The organism is Kitasatospora sp. NPDC057015 (genome assembly GCF_042673745.1).
Classification (GTDB): Bacteria; Actinomycetota; Actinomycetes; order Streptomycetales; family Streptomycetaceae; genus Kitasatospora.
The window spans coordinates 106,982-121,993 of sequence record NZ_JBHUSG010000017.1 but is presented as its reverse complement, the minus strand read 5'-3'; the positions used below and the strand labels follow the sequence as shown (position 1 = coordinate 121,993).

14 protein-coding genes are annotated in these 15,012 nt (G+C 74.5%); 9 read left to right on the top strand and 5 right to left on the bottom strand.

Going from position 1 to position 15,012, the window contains the following annotated elements:
- Positions 1-518 precede the first annotated feature (518 nt).
- Entirely contained in the window at positions 519-920 is a 402-nt protein-coding gene (locus ACFTWP_RS18570) for a transglycosylase SLT domain-containing protein (RefSeq protein ID WP_380265668.1), read from the top strand.
- A gap of 386 nt (positions 921-1,306) precedes the next feature.
- Here ACFTWP_RS18570 and ACFTWP_RS18565 read toward each other — a convergent pair whose 3' ends face one another.
- Positions 1,307-2,602, bottom strand: a complete 1,296-nt coding sequence (locus ACFTWP_RS18565; RefSeq protein WP_380265667.1) for a PP2C family protein-serine/threonine phosphatase — start codon at positions 2,600-2,602, stop codon at positions 1,307-1,309.
- 237 nt (positions 2,603-2,839) lie between these two features.
- On the opposite strand from ACFTWP_RS18565, the gene ACFTWP_RS18560 reads away from it, so the two are divergent.
- Positions 2,840-3,649: an alpha/beta fold hydrolase gene (locus ACFTWP_RS18560; RefSeq protein ID WP_380265666.1), complete on the top strand. Its 810-nt coding sequence runs from the start codon at positions 2,840-2,842 to the stop codon at positions 3,647-3,649.
- A 341-nt stretch (positions 3,650-3,990) separates the two neighbouring features.
- A complete protein-coding gene (locus tag ACFTWP_RS18555) occupies positions 3,991-4,362 on the top strand; it encodes a hypothetical protein (RefSeq protein ID WP_380265665.1) in 372 nt (123 codons plus the stop codon).
- 180 nt (positions 4,363-4,542) lie between these two features.
- Here the strand turns inward: ACFTWP_RS18555 and ACFTWP_RS18550 are convergent, their stop codons facing one another.
- Both ACFTWP_RS18550 and ACFTWP_RS18545 read right to left on the bottom strand, forming a co-directional pair.
- The gene (locus tag ACFTWP_RS18550; protein WP_380265664.1) at positions 4,543-6,183 is read right to left on the bottom strand and encodes a serine/threonine-protein kinase; all 1,641 of its coding nucleotides are present in this window, start codon (positions 6,181-6,183) and stop codon (positions 4,543-4,545) included.
- Entirely contained in the window at positions 6,155-6,964 is an 810-nt protein-coding gene (locus ACFTWP_RS18545) for a serine/threonine protein kinase (RefSeq protein ID WP_380265663.1), read from the bottom strand. Before ACFTWP_RS18545 ends, ACFTWP_RS18550 begins: the two co-directional genes overlap by 29 nt.
- Positions 6,965-7,424: 460 nt before the next feature.
- On the opposite strand from ACFTWP_RS18545, the gene ACFTWP_RS18540 reads away from it, so the two are divergent.
- A complete protein-coding gene (locus ACFTWP_RS18540; RefSeq protein WP_380265662.1) occupies positions 7,425-8,396 on the top strand; it encodes an aldo/keto reductase in 972 nt (323 codons plus the stop codon).
- Positions 8,397-8,578: 182 nt separating this feature from the next.
- Positions 8,579-9,223 (top strand): C39 family peptidase, encoded by a 645-nt coding sequence (locus ACFTWP_RS18535; protein ID WP_380265661.1) that lies wholly within the window; start codon positions 8,579-8,581, stop codon positions 9,221-9,223.
- A 77-nt stretch (positions 9,224-9,300) separates the two neighbouring features.
- Here ACFTWP_RS18535 and ACFTWP_RS18530 read toward each other — a convergent pair whose 3' ends face one another.
- Positions 9,301-10,158, bottom strand: a complete 858-nt coding sequence (locus ACFTWP_RS18530) for a hypothetical protein (protein ID WP_380265660.1) — start codon at positions 10,156-10,158, stop codon at positions 9,301-9,303.
- 178 nt (positions 10,159-10,336) lie between these two features.
- On the opposite strand from ACFTWP_RS18530, the gene rpe reads away from it, so the two are divergent.
- From rpe to ACFTWP_RS18510, 4 genes are all read left to right on the top strand, one after another.
- Positions 10,337-11,020 carry a ribulose-phosphate 3-epimerase gene (rpe, locus tag ACFTWP_RS18525; RefSeq protein WP_380265659.1) on the top strand — a complete coding sequence of 228 codons (684 nt, stop codon included), beginning with the start codon at positions 10,337-10,339 and terminating at the stop codon, positions 11,018-11,020.
- Positions 11,021-11,118: 98 nt separating this feature from the next.
- Positions 11,119-11,703, top strand: coding sequence for a TetR/AcrR family transcriptional regulator (locus ACFTWP_RS18520; RefSeq protein ID WP_380265658.1), 585 nt, complete (start codon positions 11,119-11,121; stop codon positions 11,701-11,703).
- A 167-nt stretch (positions 11,704-11,870) separates the two neighbouring features.
- On the top strand, positions 11,871-12,851 hold the full coding sequence (locus ACFTWP_RS18515) for a zinc-binding dehydrogenase (protein WP_380265657.1): 981 nt from the start codon (positions 11,871-11,873) through the stop codon (positions 12,849-12,851).
- Between the two features lie 183 nt (positions 12,852-13,034).
- Positions 13,035-13,994 (top strand): pirin family protein, encoded by a 960-nt coding sequence (locus tag ACFTWP_RS18510; protein ID WP_380265656.1) that lies wholly within the window; start codon positions 13,035-13,037, stop codon positions 13,992-13,994.
- A gap of 92 nt (positions 13,995-14,086) precedes the next feature.
- On the opposite strand, the gene modA is transcribed toward ACFTWP_RS18510, so the two are convergent.
- The gene (modA, locus tag ACFTWP_RS18505; RefSeq protein WP_380265698.1) at positions 14,087-14,941 is read right to left on the bottom strand and encodes a molybdate ABC transporter substrate-binding protein; all 855 of its coding nucleotides are present in this window, start codon (positions 14,939-14,941) and stop codon (positions 14,087-14,089) included.
- Between the last annotated feature and the right edge of the window lie 71 nt (positions 14,942-15,012).

The window sequence follows — 15,012 nt, the reverse complement described above, 5'->3', positions numbered from 1 at the left end:
AGACGGGGGAAATTCGGACATACCGGGCACCTGTGGGGTGAGGGTCCTCACAGGCTCCCGGGGACTACGGAGTCGGATAGTTGATCGTCCACCCCGTGTTTCCCGGTGTGGCCGTGTCGATCGACCGAGTTGACGAGCCAGAAGGTCGGGGTCCAGGGGTTTAAAGGCTCGACGGGGAATCCGTGCAGGTCAGAGACCTGGAGTGGAATGAACCAATTGTCCTAATTGGGTGGTTTGGGGGAGTCGTGCCGGGGTATTCGTCGGCGCCGGGCCACCCTCGGACCAAGGGGTCGACTACGACCGGGAGTCGTAGCAGGGGGGTCTTGGCGGCCGCCACCGGGCCCGCTAACAATTGCGGAGTCGCCAGAGACCGCAGCACCTGTCCCGCTGCGGATCTCCTTCGCCAGGCTCCGCCCCGTGCGGACGCCCAGCGCCTCGTCCCGACGTACGAGCCCCTGTCCGGCTCTGCGGAACCCGCGGACGAGAGCGCAGCCAACACATTGAGGATCAGCTTCCCCATGCGCATTTTCTCCACCCGCCTTCGTGCCTCGGCCGCCGTGCTCGTCTCCGCCGCCGGTATCGCCGCCCTGGGTAGCGTCGTGGCGCCCACCGTCGCCGGCGCGACCACCCCCGCCTCCTCCGCCAAGGCCCTGGCCGCGCAGATCGTCCCGGCCAACCAGCTGGCGTCCTTCAACCAGATCGTGGCGCACGAGAGCAGCTGGAACGTCACGGCCACCAACGCCTCCTCGGGTGCCTACGGCCTCGTCCAGGCGCTGCCCGGCTCGAAGATGGCGTCCGCCGGCGCCGACTGGAAGACCAACCCGGCCACCCAGATCAAGTGGGGCCTGAACTACATGAACGAGCGTTACGGCAGCCCGAACGCCGCCTGGTCGTTCTGGCAGACCCACCACTGGTACTAAGCCGAACCAGTAGCAGCCCCGCCCCACCAGCCACTACCGCGGCGCCCCCGGCGTCGGACAGGGGCGTCCGGGAGCGAAGGGGAGGGATCCGGTGCGCACGCCGCGTACCGGATCCCTCCGCGAAGCCCCGGACGACTCCGTCCGCCCACCCCTGCTCGCGCACACCCGTGCGGGCGGCGGGGGTCGCCCAGCCCGCCATGCCGCCCCGGTGATCCCGGTGGCGGTGTCGCAGCCGTACGCCCGAGGCCGTCCCCCCAACCACGAGGGGACGGCCTCGGGCGTTTTCACGTTCCCCGGGTGCGCGCCCGGGTGCGCTCCCGGGTGTGCACCGCCGCGGAGTACGGCGACCCGTGGCCCGGCACCCGGCAGCCGCCCCGCCGGCCGGTTCAGCCGCGGAGCTGCCGCTCGCCCGCGGCCGGCCCCCGCTCGGGCCGGGCCCGGTCACCCTCCGGCGCCGGCGTCTCGTTCCGCTCCTGCTCCTCGTCCCACCGCTCGCTCCACGCCTCCTCGTGCTCCGCGCCCCCGGCCCGCGGGTTCCCGCCCTCCGGGACGGGCTGCACGGTGAGGGCCAGCAGCGCGCGGTCGTCCTCGCCCTCGGCGCCGGCCGACCAGCAGTCGGCGTCGGCGCGGACGAAGGCGGCCACCGCCTCGGGGGCCGGCGGGCGACGGCCCCCGAAGCGGTCCGCCAGCCGGTCCCGTACGGGATAGAAGACGCCCGCCGTGTCGCGGGCCTCGCTCACGCCGTCGGTGTAGAGGACGAGCACCTCGCCGGGGAGCAGCGGATGGGTGGTGACCTCGGACGCCACCGGAGCCAGCGACCCGAGGCCGAGCGGCAGGTCGGGGCAGGTTTCGAGCCACCGCGCGCCGTTCGCGCCGACCAGCACCGGGGGCGGATGGCCGCGGTCGACGATCCGCACCTCGTCGGCGCCGGCGGGGAACTCCAGCAGCAGGGCGGTCACGAAGAGCTCCGCGTCGGCCGCGGCGCGCGGTGAGTTGCGGTGGATGCTCAGCTCCAGCCGCTCCGCCAGCCTGCTCAGGTCCACCCACTCGTGGGCGGAGACCCGGAAGCTGCCGAGCACGGCCGAGACGGTCTGCACGGCGTCCAGTCCCTTGCCGCGCACGTCGCCGATGATCACCCGGACGCCGAAGGGCGTCTCGCACAGGTCGTAGAGGTCGCCGCCGACCAGCGTGCCGCCCTCGCCCGCCTCGTAGAATCCCGCCGCCCGTAACGGGCCGACCCGCTCCGGAACCGGGCGCAGCAGGGTGAGCTGGACGGCCTCCGCCACCGAGCGGGCGCGGATCAGGTGCTCCCGGGCCCGGACCCGCTGCCCGGCGAGGAGGACGCTGGCGACGCCGATCAGGGCGGTGGCCAGGTAGAGCGCCACATGGTGCTGCTCGGTGAGGTGGCCGGTGCGCCAGGAGGCCATCCAGAGCTCCAGCAGGAGGCAGGCCGCGCTGATCGCGGCGACCCGGCGGGGGCCGCGGGTGGCAGCCGCCAGCGGTGGTACGCCGATCAACAGGAAGCTCAGCGGTTCGCGGCTCCGGAAGGCCAGGTCCAGCACCACGGAGAGGACCACCAGGAGCACCGGAAGCCACCACGTCCAGGTCCGGACGTCGGGCGGTGGACGCCAGTACGGGAACCGGGGGGTCCGGGCGGTGCCCGCGCCACGGGATTGCGGCATGGATCCCACTCTAGGCACCCCCTGCGCGGTGCGCCGCCGGGCCCGCGCCGCGCTCGGCCGCCGCCGCTCCGCGGGCCCGACCGCCATCGCTCCGCGGGCCCGGGCGGGCCGGGCGGGAGCGGGCCGCTCACGTTCGGTGAGCGGTCGGGTGGCCAGGGTGCACGAAGATCCGCCGGACGGGCGGGTGTGCCAGGCTGGTGGGGTGGGGCGGAGCGGGACCGAGTCTGGAGGTCTGCGATGGCCGTGATCAGGGCGAACGGTGTGGCGCTCTACTACGAGGTGCGGGGCGCCGGGCCGGGTCTGGTACTCGTCCACGGCTCATGGGGGGACGCCGACTGCTGGGAGCGGGTGGCACCCGGCCTGGCCGAGCGGTGCACGGTGGTCTCCTACAACCGGCGGGGGCACAGCCGCAGCGAGGAGGTGCTGACCCAGGGGTCGGTGCACGAGGACGCCGCGGACCTCGCGGCGCTGATCGAGGGCCTCGGCCTGGCACCGGCCTTCGTCTGCGGCACGCTGTACGGCTCGATGGTGGCACTGCGGCTGGCGGCGGCCCGGCCGGGACTGCTGCGCGGCCTCGCGGCGCACGAACCGCCGGCGGTCGGTCTGCTGGCCGCGGACCCGGACCAGCGCCCGCTCGCCGACGCCGCCCTCGACCGGGTCGCGCCGGTACGGGCACTGCTGGAGCGGGGGGAGACCGCGGCGGCGGCCGAACTGTTCGTCGAGACGGTCACCTTCGGCCCCGGCGCCTGGGCCCGGCTGCCCGCGCCGCTGCGCCACACGTACATCCGCAACGCGCCGACCTTCCTGGACGAGCTCCGCGACCCCGACGCCTTCGACCTGGACCTGGCCGCCCTCGGCAACTTCGGCGAGGCGGCGCTGCTCACCCAGGGCGACGACGGCGACCCGGTCTCCACCGCGGTGCTGGACATCATCGACCTCGCGCTGCCGAAGGCCGAGCGGCACCTGTACGAGGGCGCCGGCCGGGAGCCGCACGTGGTGCGGCCGGCCGAGTTCGTGGGGCAGACGCTGCCGTACGCGCTGCGCTAGGCCGTGTCCGACGATTCCCGCCGGGTGCGCGACGCCGGGCATCCCACCTGAACGCACGCCCGAACCGCCCGAGTACGGCCCAGTACGAGGACGATCCGGGCGCACGCCCGGCCGGGCGCCCAACGCCGCGCACTGATCCGACGCGAATCGTCGGACACGGCCCAGGGCCTGCTCGGCGAGATCCGCCGGACAGGCCCTGGGCCGCCGGCCCTGACAGGTGTCAGGTACCGGGGGCGTGGGCGGGCTGGTTCTCTGGTCGTGGGCGCACAGTCCGCGCCCGTGAAGGCATCCCGCCTCCCGTCCGGACCTCGTCCGACGGGACGTCAGCACCTAGGAGAGTCATGTTCGCTGTGCGCAAGCTCGCCCTGGCGGGCGCCGCGGCCGTGCTCGGGGTCACCGCCCTGGGCCTCACCGCGACCTCGGCCGAGGCGGCCGGAGGCTGCTCGGACAACGGCAACGGCACGTACGACTGCCACGTCTGGAAGACCGCCCCCACGTATTGGAGCGGCAACGTCCGGGCCGGCACGCTCAACGCCGGTACCAACTACTTCTACTGCCAGGCCGTCGGCGCCGAGATGTCGGACGGCGCGTACCACAACAAGTGGTACGCGAAGACGGACGACGACAGCGGGAACCGCGGGGTCTGGGTGAACGTGATCTACCTCTCCGGCGGCGGCAACGACGAGCCCGTCCCCGGGCTCCCCTGGTGCTGAACGAGGCTTTCTGCACTCGCTGTTGAGCGCTGTCGTTGCCGTCGTCGAGCACCGGTGCCCCCGTCGTCCCCGTCGTCCGAGGCTGTCGCGAGAGCCGCGGCCGGGGCAGGCGGGGACGCCGGTGTGTGCGGGTCGCCCCCCGGAGCGGTTCGGCGGCGTGCCCGGCCGGCGGTACGGCGGTCAACCGGAGTACTCCGCAAGGTACTTCAGCACCAGGTCGACGTGCGGGCGGACCCTGTCCGGCACCCGGCCGGCGTCCGCGACGGTCTTGTCGCTGGTGCGGTAGCCGGCCACGATCAGGGCTGGCAGGTCCGCGGTCAGGCCCCGGTGCTTGAACTGCTGGTCGAGCCAGCAGACGTAGTTGCCCATGCTCACGATGGCGTCCGGCGCCGACAGGTAGTCCCGGTCGCCGTCGTTGTCGCCGTCCTGGGCCCAGGCGTTGAAGACCGCCGGTGTCCACATCGCGATCCCGTACTCGTTCGTCTGCGGCCGGGCGGCGGCCGGGTCGAAGCCGCTCTCGGCCTTCAGCATGGCGGCCAGCAGCGCCGGCGTCACCTCCGGTTCCGGGCAGCGGCGAGCGGTACTGGTGATCACCTCGCGCAGTTCGACCGGCACGTCGGAGGCCGCCGGAACGGCCCCGGAGGCCGCGGTGCCGGCCGCGCCGACTCCGGCCGCACCGGCTCCCTGCCCACCGACTCCCTGCCCACCGACTCCCCGCCCAGCGACTCCGGGCGCGCCGACTCCGGTGGCCGAGGCGCCCGTCGGAGCGGCGCCGGCCGGTGGCGGGGAGGCGCCCTCGCCGGGCGGCGGCGCGGTCGTGAGAACGGTGCCGGCCACCGCCAGGGTCGCCAGGGTCAGGGCGAGACCGGCCGCCGGTCGCAGGCCGGCGCGCGGTCGGCGGCGCCGGTCCGACGGGGTGGCCGGCCGGGCCGGCTCGCTCACCAGCAGGGCGAGCCGGGCGGCGTCCGGCCGGCCGCCGGAGGTCGGGTCCGCGGTCAGGCAGGCGCTGATCAGGGCGCGCCAGCGCTCGGGCACGCTCGCGTCCAGCCGGAGCGCAGCCGTGCCACGGGCGTACGACTGCGCCGCGAGCGCCCGCGCCCGGGCGGTGGCCCCGGGGAAGGGATGCAGTCCGCCGCTCAGCACCTGGTGGGCGAGGACGCCGAAGGCCCAGACGTCGGCACCGGGCCGGAGCGGGACGCCCCGGCTGCCGGACCGCTGGGTCCACCACTCCGGCGGCACGTGGTCCAGGGAGCCGAGCGGGGGCACGTACGCGTGGGTGCCGTCCAGCTCGGCGGTCAGTCCGAAGTCCGCGAGCCGGACGGAACCGCCGGGCATCAGCAGGACGTTGGCGCCCTTGAGGTCCCCGTGCACCCAGCCGTGCGCGTGCATGTGGGCGAGCGCGGCGGAGATCTCGGCGAGGATGCGTTCGGCGCCGGGCACCGGGGCGTGCGGGGCGGTGGAGTCGAGCAGTTGTTGCAGGCTGCGCTCGGCGCGCTCCATCACCAGGGCGACGGCGCCCCGGAGGGGGCCGTCCTCGGGCCGGTGCAGGGTGGCCGTGCGCAGGGTGCGGACCAGCCCGGGGTGGTCGGCCTGGCGGCTGAACCGCAGCTCGCGTTCGACGAGTTCGGCCATCGTCGCGCGCTGGCCGGGGGACAGCAGGTCGGGCCGCAGGAGCTTCACCGCGACGGGTGCGCCGTCCGCGAGCTCCTCCGCCGCGTACACGCTGCCCCAACTCCCCGACCCGATCAGCCCGGTGATCCGAGCGCCGGCCACCACCCGGCCGACCGGGACGTCAGGCGCGGGCCCTCCGGGGGTGTTCACGGGCGGGCAGCAGGGCGAGATGCTCCTCCCGGACGAGGTCGAACCGCAGGGCCAGGGAGACGAGTTCCTCCCGCTTCCGCCCGGTGCGGCCGGCCGCCGGAGCGCCCCTGCGGCCCGACCCCTCGGCCCGGCCGGCGTCCTCCTCGGTGCGCAGCCGCAGCTTCGCCCCGGCCAGGTAGTCGATGTGGTAGTTCACGGCGGACCTGGTCAGTCCGCGGCAGCCGGGCAGGCCGCGCAGCCGCTCCACCACCTCGGTGGCGCCCGGTACGGCGGTGGCCGCGGACCGCAGGCGCGGCTCGCACAGGGCCAGCAGGACCAGGAAGTACTTGGACGTCGGGTCCAGGGCGAACGGGCTCACGGTGTGCTCACCCGCGCGGTCGGCCGCCGCGGCGTCCAGGTAGGCGTGTTGGGGCGCGAAGACCTTGAAGTGGCTGCCGCCGCGGAGCGAGGGCAGCACCACCCGGGCGAACTCGAAGGGGACGGGGGCGCCGAGCCGGCCGGGGGCGACCTTGAGGTGCTCGCCCGCGCCTTCGAGGTTCTCGACCACGTAGGTGGCGCCGGAGCTGAAGTTGGAGAGCCGCCAGTAGTCCTCGGCGGCGGTGATCTCGCCGGCCCGCCGGGAGACGCCCTGGTCGTCCAGCGGCACCGCGGCGGGGTTGCCGGGCGAGCCGCGGCCGAACTCCGCGCTCTCACCGGGGCCCATCCGCAGCAGGACGGGCCTCGACGGCGGATCGTCGGGTCGGCCCGCGGGCTCGGGCAGTTGCACGATGACCGTGTCCATGGGTTCCCTTCCCGCGGCCTGATCCCGACGCGCCCGGTGCACGGGTGAGCTGTCGTCGGCGGGGTCGCCCGACCCGTCGGGGCCGGCCCTGCCGGACGCGACCCGACGGCCCCCGGCGCCGAGCCGGGGCCGCGAGCCGGCGCCGCGCACGCCGTGGCCCGACGCGACCGGCCGGACTGCGACGTGCACGCAGCATCGTACGCCCTCCGGAGCCGTCCGGTCACAATTGGTCACGAACGCCGCGCGCGGGTCGGCCGGCCCGATGCGGCGATCGGGGAACTCCCGTGCCTGCGTGCGGAGCTGACAGCCTCGCGGCTGTTGACGAGCGTGCACGGGGCGGCCTCGGTGCGGGAGTTCGGCGCCCGCGGGTGCTGACGCCGTCCGGTGGAACCCGGTCCGGAGCGAGGCCGCCGGATTCGGTGCTGGACAAAGCCGCCGGGGCGGATGAGGCTGGGGGGTCATGGAGTACACCCATCTCGGCCGTACCGGCCTGTCCGTCTCCCGACTCTGCCTGGGCACCATGAACTTCGGGCCCCACACCGAGGAGGCCGACGCCCACCGGATCATGGACGCCGCCCACGAACAGGGCATCAACTTCTTCGACACCGCCAACACCTACGGCGGGCGCGGGACCAGGGGTCGTACCGAGGAGATCATCGGTGCCTGGTTCGCCCAGGGCGGCGGGCGCCGGGAGCGGACCGTCCTCGCCACCAAGCTGTACGGCGAGACCGGGCCCTGGCCCAACGAGGGCAAGCTCTCGGCGCTCAACATCCGCCGCGCGGTGGACGCCAGCCTGCGGCGCCTGCGCACCGACCACATCGACCTCTACCAGATGCACCACATCGACCGGGAGACGCCCTGGGAGGAGATCTGGCAGGCGATGGAGGTGCTCGTCGCCCAGGGCAAGATCGTCTACGTCGGCTCCAGCAACTTCGCCGGCTGGCACATCGCCCAGGCCCAGGAGGCCGCGCGGGCCCGGCACTTCCTCGGCCTGACCAGTGAGCAGTCGCTCTACAACCTGCTGGAGCGCAGCGTGGAGCTGGAGGTCGTCCCGGCCGCCCGGCACTACGGCCTCGGCCTGATCCCCTGGTCGCCGCTGCACGGCGGGCTGCTCGGAGGCGTGCTGCGCAAGGAGCGCGAGGGGGTGCGCCGCGGCGAGGGCCGCGCGGCCGAGGTGCTGGCCGCCAACCGGGACCGGATCGGGGCGTACGAGGACCTCGCCGCCGAGCTCGGGCACGAGCCCGGTGACGTCGCCCTGGCCTGGCTGCTCTCCCGCCCGGTGGTCACCGCTCCGATCATCGGCCCCCGCACGCTCGACCAACTGGAGGCGGCCGTCCGCGCCCTGGACGTCTCGCTGGACCGGAAGACCCTCGACCGGCTGGACGAGATCTTCCCCGGTCACCGCCCCGCCCCGGAGGACTACGCCTGGTAGCGGTGCCGGCCCGGTGTCGCCGGTTCCGGTGCCCGCGGCCCGGTGCCCTGTGGACGGTCCGCCCCGGACCGGCCGGGCCCGGGTCGGGCGGGCGCCCGTCGTCGGCTCCGGCCCCCGGCCCGCCCTCCCGCCGGCCGCGGGCTCGACGGGAAGGGCGGGCCGCCCTGTGGCAGGGTCGGTCCATGACGACCGTCGCGGAGATCATCCACCAGGTGCCGTACTACTCCCAGTGGGAGTCCCCCGAGCTGGTCCGGGAGATCATCGCGGGGCAGCTGAGCGCCGCCGACGACCCCCGGTGGGGGGAGTCCGGTGCCGGGACCCCGGAGGAGTACGAGTTCTGGTCCTGGCGGCTGTGCGGGATGGCCTGCCTACGGATGGCGCTGGACCACTGGTGGGGCCTCGCGCCGCCCTCCATCACCCTTGCGGGTGAATGCGTGGACGCCGGTGCGTACGTGCGCCGCGGCGAGAAGCTGGACGGGCTGATCCACGCGCCGTTCGCCGGGTACGTGGCCCGGCGGTGGGGGCTCGCCGCCGAGTCCCGGCCGGAGCTGGCGGCGGAGGAGATCCCGGCCCTGCTGGCGGCCGGGCGGCTGGTGATGGTCTCGGTCCATCCGGCCGTCCGCACCCTCGGCCCGGAGCCGGCCCGCCGCGGCGGCCACCTGGTGCTGGCCGTCGGCGCGACGGAGCGCGAGCTGGTGATCCACAACCCGTCCGGCTTCGCCGGCGAGTCGCAGGCCTTCGCCCGCGTCCCGTGGGCCGACCTGACCCGCTTCTACTCGGGCCGGGGCATCGTCCTCGGGGCGCCCGGGGCGGCCGTCGGCAGCTGACGGCCGCCGGGCGGGCGCGGCCGGTCAGCGGGTGGGCGTGGTCGGGCGCGGCCGGTCGGCGGGGCCCGGCCACCGGCTCAACCGGCGCTGGCCGGCAGTCCGATCGGGTTGATGGGCGGCAGCGCCGTACGGCACAGCGCCGAGATGGGCTTGAGGTCGTCGACCAGCCGGTCCAGCCCGGAGCGCGGCGAGCCCTCCCAGACCCGGGCCGCGGCGAGGTCGGTGGCGGCCTCCAGGGCCTGGTGCCGGATCCGTCCGCACTCGGTGATGGTGCCCCGGGCGGTGAGCCAGCCCCGTTCGACCAGCCGCTCGGTGGCGGCGTCCCACTCCTCGTCGTTCCAACCCCGGTAGGGCTGGAGATCCTCCCGCTGGACGTCCAGGGCGCAGCGCACCACCAGGGCCTCGCAGCCGTCCAGACCGGCGGCGACCAACGCGGCGACGTGGCCGTCCCCGCGGTGCTCGCGCATCAGCGTGGCCGCCTGCCAGAGCCGGGCGAGCAGGCCCTCGGGGCGGGGCAGTGCCGCGTTGGCGGAGGCCAGCACCCGGCCCGCGCAGTCCAGTCCGGCGGCGGCCTGCTCCAGCCGGACGACCACCCGCTCGATCCGTGCCGGCTCGATGTGTTCCAGCAGCCGCTCCAGCGCAGCCGACGCGCCGGCGGACCGGGCCGCCAGGGCCGCCTCCGGGGTGACCCTGGTCCAGACGTCGGGCAGCGCCCGCTCCACCATGCTGGGGGCGAAACCGAAGAACGCGGCGATCACCGGCGGGGCGTCCACCGCTCCCAACGGAGCCGCCCGCCCCGCGAAGTACCCGCGCCAGCCGCCGCGCAGCCCGGCCGCCTCGTAGGCGGCCCGCCCCTCGGGGGAGAAGTAGGTGACGGCGTGCACGGGCTCGAAGAGCCACCACAACGCGCGGGCGGGATGGACCAGCTCGGCCATCTGGAGACCTTCCTCGGAGGGACGGGGACGGGGGGTGGCGGCGGTCACGATAGCGCGCATCCGGTGTGATGCGGGTCACGGGCCGGTATCGGCGGATGCCGGGGGTCGTCGGGGCGGGGGATGATGTGGCGGAGGTGCCCGCTCCCGGCACCCGGGTCCAGCTGTGAAGGCATCGGAAATGGCGCAGATCAACCCCAGCATCCTGTCGGCCGACTTCGCGCGCCTGGCCCAGGAGGCCGAGGCCGTCCGGGGCGCGGACTGGCTGCACGTCGATGTGATGGACAACCACTTCGTGCCGAACCTGACGCTGGGTGTCCCGGTCGTCGAGTCCCTCGCCCGCGCCACCGACATCCCGCTCGACCTGCACCTGATGATCGAGGACCCGGACCGCTGGGCGCCGCAGTACGTCGAGGCCGGCGCCGGTTCGGTGACCTTCCACGTGGAGGCGGCGGCGGCGCCCGTCCGGCTCGCCCGCGAGATCCGGGCCAAGGGCGCCCGCGCGTCCATGGCGCTCAAGCCCGGCACCCCGATCGAGCCGTACGAGGACCTGCTGCCCGAGCTCGACATGGTGCTGATCATGACGGTCGAGCCCGGCTTCGGCGGCCAGGCCTTCCTGGACATCATGCTGCCCAAGATCCGCCGCACCCGGGAGCTGATCGCCAAGTACGACCTGGACCTCTGGCTCCAGGTCGACGGCGGTGTGGCCGCGACCACCATCGAGCGCTGCGCCGAGGCCGGCGCCGACGTCTTCGTGGCCGGCTCGGCCGTCTACGGCGCCGAGGACCCGGCCGAGGCCGTCCGGGCGCTGCGCGCGCAGGCCGACGGTGCGACCGCCGGCGCCGCCTGGGCCTGCCGGCACTGATCCGCGGCACGGTGTCGCGGTCACACCCCGGGTGGCCGCGGCACGGGGCCGGACGGTTCGCGGTTGTTCTTGAATGGTCGCTCAGGTATGTTCTCCGCATGCCCAGACCGCGAGAGTTCGAACCCGACGCCGTCCTGAACACGGCCATGCTGCGGTTCTGGGAGCGCGGGTACCGGGCGACGTCCGTCGAGGACCTGGTGAAGGCGACCGGGGTCAAGCCCGGCAGCCTCTACAGTGCCTTCCCGGGGGGCAAGCACACCCTGTTCCTGAAGTCGCTGGAGCGCTACTCGCGGCTGGTCGTCCCCGAGAAGCTGGGCGAGCTGGAGGGTCCGGGCGCCTCGGTGGCCGAGATCCGCGGCTACTTCGACGGGCTGGTGCGCGACCTGCTCACCCCCGAGGGCCGGCAGGGCTGCCTGCTCGTCAACACGGCGATCGAGAGCGCCGCCGTGGACGACGAGGCCGCGGCCGTCGTCCGCGGCCACCTGGCCCGCCTCGAACGGTGCATGACCCACGCGCTGGAGAACGCGGCCCGCAGGGGTCAGGTGCGTGACTCGCTCGACTGCGCCGGCAGCGCCAAGCTGCTGGTCGCGACCTGTCAGGGGCTGATGGTCGTCGGGAAGGCGAATCCCGACGGGGCGCTCCTGCGGGCGATCGTCGACAACGCCTTCGCCGCTCTCGCCTGACGGTCGGTCGCGCGCGCCGTCGGGCCGGACGGGCCGTCGGGTCGGACCGGCCACCGGGCAACAGGGCCACCGGGCAACACGGATAGCGGGCCTCGCGGGCCACCGTACGCGGTGGCCCTTTTCCTCGCAGCAATACTTGAATGTACGCTCAAGAATGGAGTCGGGACATGAAGGCCATCGTCATCTCCGCCCACGGCGGCCCCGAGGTACTCACCCACACCGAACTGCCCGACCCGACACCCGCCGACGGCGAGGTGCTGATCCGGGTCAGGGCGTTCGGCCTCAACCACGCCGAGGCGTACATGCGCAGTGGCGCCTGGGGGGAGGTCGCCGCCGTCCCCGGGATCGAGTGCGCCGGGGAGGTGGAGGCCGACCCGTCCGGTCAACTGCCCTCGGGGACGAGGGTGGTGGCCATCCTCGGTGGCATGGGGCGAACCCGCAACGGAAGCTACGCGGAGCTGGTGACCGTACCGGCGAGCCATGTGGTGGTGGTGCGCTCGTCGCTGGACTGGGCCGATCTCGCGGCGGTGCCCGAGGTGTACGCCACGGCGTGGAGCGGCCTGTTCGGCAACCTCGACCTACGGCCGGACGAGACCGTCCTGGTGCGGGGGGCGACCTCCTCGCTCGGCCAGGCCGCCGTCAACCTGGCCGTCGACCACGGCGCGACCGTGCTCGCCACGACCCGCGACCCTCGCCGAGCCGCCCTGCTGCGGGAACTCGGCGCCGCCGACGTGCTCGTCGACGACGGCGCCCTCGCCGCCCGGGTCTCCGAGCGGGGGATCGGCGTCGACGCGGTGTTCGACGTCGTCGGCAACAGCGTCCTGCGGGACTCGCTGGCCCTGGTCCGGTCGCGCGGCCGGGTCTGCCAACTCGGCTTCCTGGGCGGGTTCGAGCCGGTACGGGACTTCGACCCGATCGCGGACCTCCCCAGCGGGGTCCGGCTGAGCTTCTTCGGCAGCGCCTTCGTCCTGGGCACGCCCGCCTACCCGCTCGGCGACGTGCCGCTGGACGAGATCTACGCCAAGGTCGAGGCCGGGTCCCTCCGGGCCCGTCCCACCCGGGTGTTCCGGTTCGACGAGATCGTCGAAGCCCACCGGACCATGGAGGCCGGCGAAGCCCTCGGCAAGATGGTCGTCACCCTCGACTGAGCGCCGGGCGCCCGGCTCGCCGCACGGGGGCTGCGCGCCGGGCGCGGCGATGGGCGACAGGGCGACCGGCCGCGCCCCCGCCGCCGACCCCTCGGCGGTCGGTGCTTCGCGATCCGCTCCGGCTGACGGATGATCGTAACGACCGCCGGCACGCACCGGCCCCGACCGTACGGTGGACCCGACATGAGCAATCTCGACCTCAGGCCGACCCCGACCCGCTGCGGCGGCGAAGCCAGCAGCGGGCCGGTCAGGGACTTGCTGACCGGCCGCCAGGTCCGGCTCGGCGAGAGCACCGAGGTGCGCCGGCTACTGCCCAACCTCGGGCGGCGGATGGTCGGCGCCTGGTGCTTCGTCGACCACTACGGCCCGGACGACATCGCCGACGAGCCCGGCATGCAGGTGCCCCCGCACCCGCACATGGGCCTGCAGACCGTCAGCTGGCTGCACGAGGGCGAGGTGCTGCACCGCGACAGCCTGGGCAGCCTGCAGACCGTCCGCCCGTACGAGCTGGGCCTGATGACCTCCGGCCGGGCCATCTCGCACTCCGAGGAGTCCCCGCGCGAGCACGCCCGACTGCTGCACGGCGCCCAGCTCTGGGTCGCCCTGCCCGACGCCCACCGGCACACCGCCCCCGCCTTCGAACACCACGCCGATCTCCCGGAGATCACCGCGGCCGGACTCCGGAGCACCGTGATCATGGGCACCCTGGACGGCGCCACCTCACCCGGCACCACCCACACCCCGCTCGTCGGTGCGGACCTCGCCCTCACCGAGGGCGCCGAGCTGCGCCTCCCGCTGGAGCCGGAGTTCGAGTACGCGGTGCTGGCGATGAGCGGCAGCGTCGACGTGGACGGCGTCCGGGTCGAACCCGGCTCGATCCTCTACCTGGGCTGCGGCCGGCGCGAACTGCCCTTGCTGGCACGGACGGACAGCGCGGTCCTGCTCCTCGGCGGCGAGCCCTTCGAGGAGGAGATCGTGATGTGGTGGAACTTCATCGGCCGATCCGGTGAGGAGATCGCCCGGGCGCGCGAGGACTGGACGTCGGGCCCCCGCTTCGGCGAGGTCCACGGCTACGACGGCGCCCGGCTGCGGGCACCGGAACTTCCGCCGGTGCCCCTCAAGCCGCGGGGCCGGGCACGCTGACCTGCGGCGACGTGCCGGGGGACGCCGAGGGCGCGACCGAGCCGTTCGTGAACGCGAGGAGGCGGGTGCGCGGTCCGCCGGTGCATGGGCGCTCAGGCGCTCAGGAAGCCGGCGTCCGTGAGCACCTTCTGACCGTCGGGGGATTCCACCAGGGCGACGAAGGCCTGGGCGCCGGCGCTGTTGGGGGCGTGGGTGAGGGTGGCGATCGGGTAGTCGTTGATGGCGGAGGCGGCTTCGGGGAACGGCACGCCGTCGACCTTGCCGGCCGCCGACTTCACGTCGGTCTGGTAGACGAGGGAGGCGTCCGCCTCCTGGAGTTCGACCTTGGTCAGCGCGGCCTTGACGTCCTGTTCGTAGCTGACCGGGGTGAGCTGGACGTTCCCCGCCGCGAGCGCCTTCTGGGCGGCGGCCCCGCAGGGGACCTCCTTGGCGCACAGGACGACCTTGAGGCCGGGCTGGGCGAGGTCCTGGAGGGAGGCGATGTGGTGGGGGTTGCCCGGTACGGTGGCGATCTCCAGCTGGTTGCGGACGAAGGTCGTCGGGGTGCCCGCGTCGCCCTGGTCCGTGACGGTCTTCATGGTGGTCGGGCTGGCGGCGGCGAAGACGTCGGCCGGGGCGCCCGCGACGATGCTCGCGGCGAGGGCGTCGCTGCCGGCGAAGTTGAAGACCACCTTGGTCCCGGGGTGTGCCGCCTCGAACCGGCCGCCGAGCGTGGTGAACGCCTCCTTGAGCGAGGCGGCGGCGAACACCGTCACCGTTCCGCTGACCGTCGAGGAGGCGGAGGACGCGGAGGACGTGGAGGCCCCGGAGGAGGCCGAGCCGGTCGAGCCCGCGCCGGCGGAACCCGAGGAGGAGTCGGAGGAGCAGCCGCTCAGGGCCAGCAGGACGGCGGTGCAGCAGCCTGCCAGGCCCAGGGCGCGGCGGCGGACGGCACGGGACTTCACGATGGTCTCCCTGTCTGCCGCGCGCGGTACGCGGTGCGCGCTGCGATGGTCGCGGATGCCCGGCGCGGCGGCCG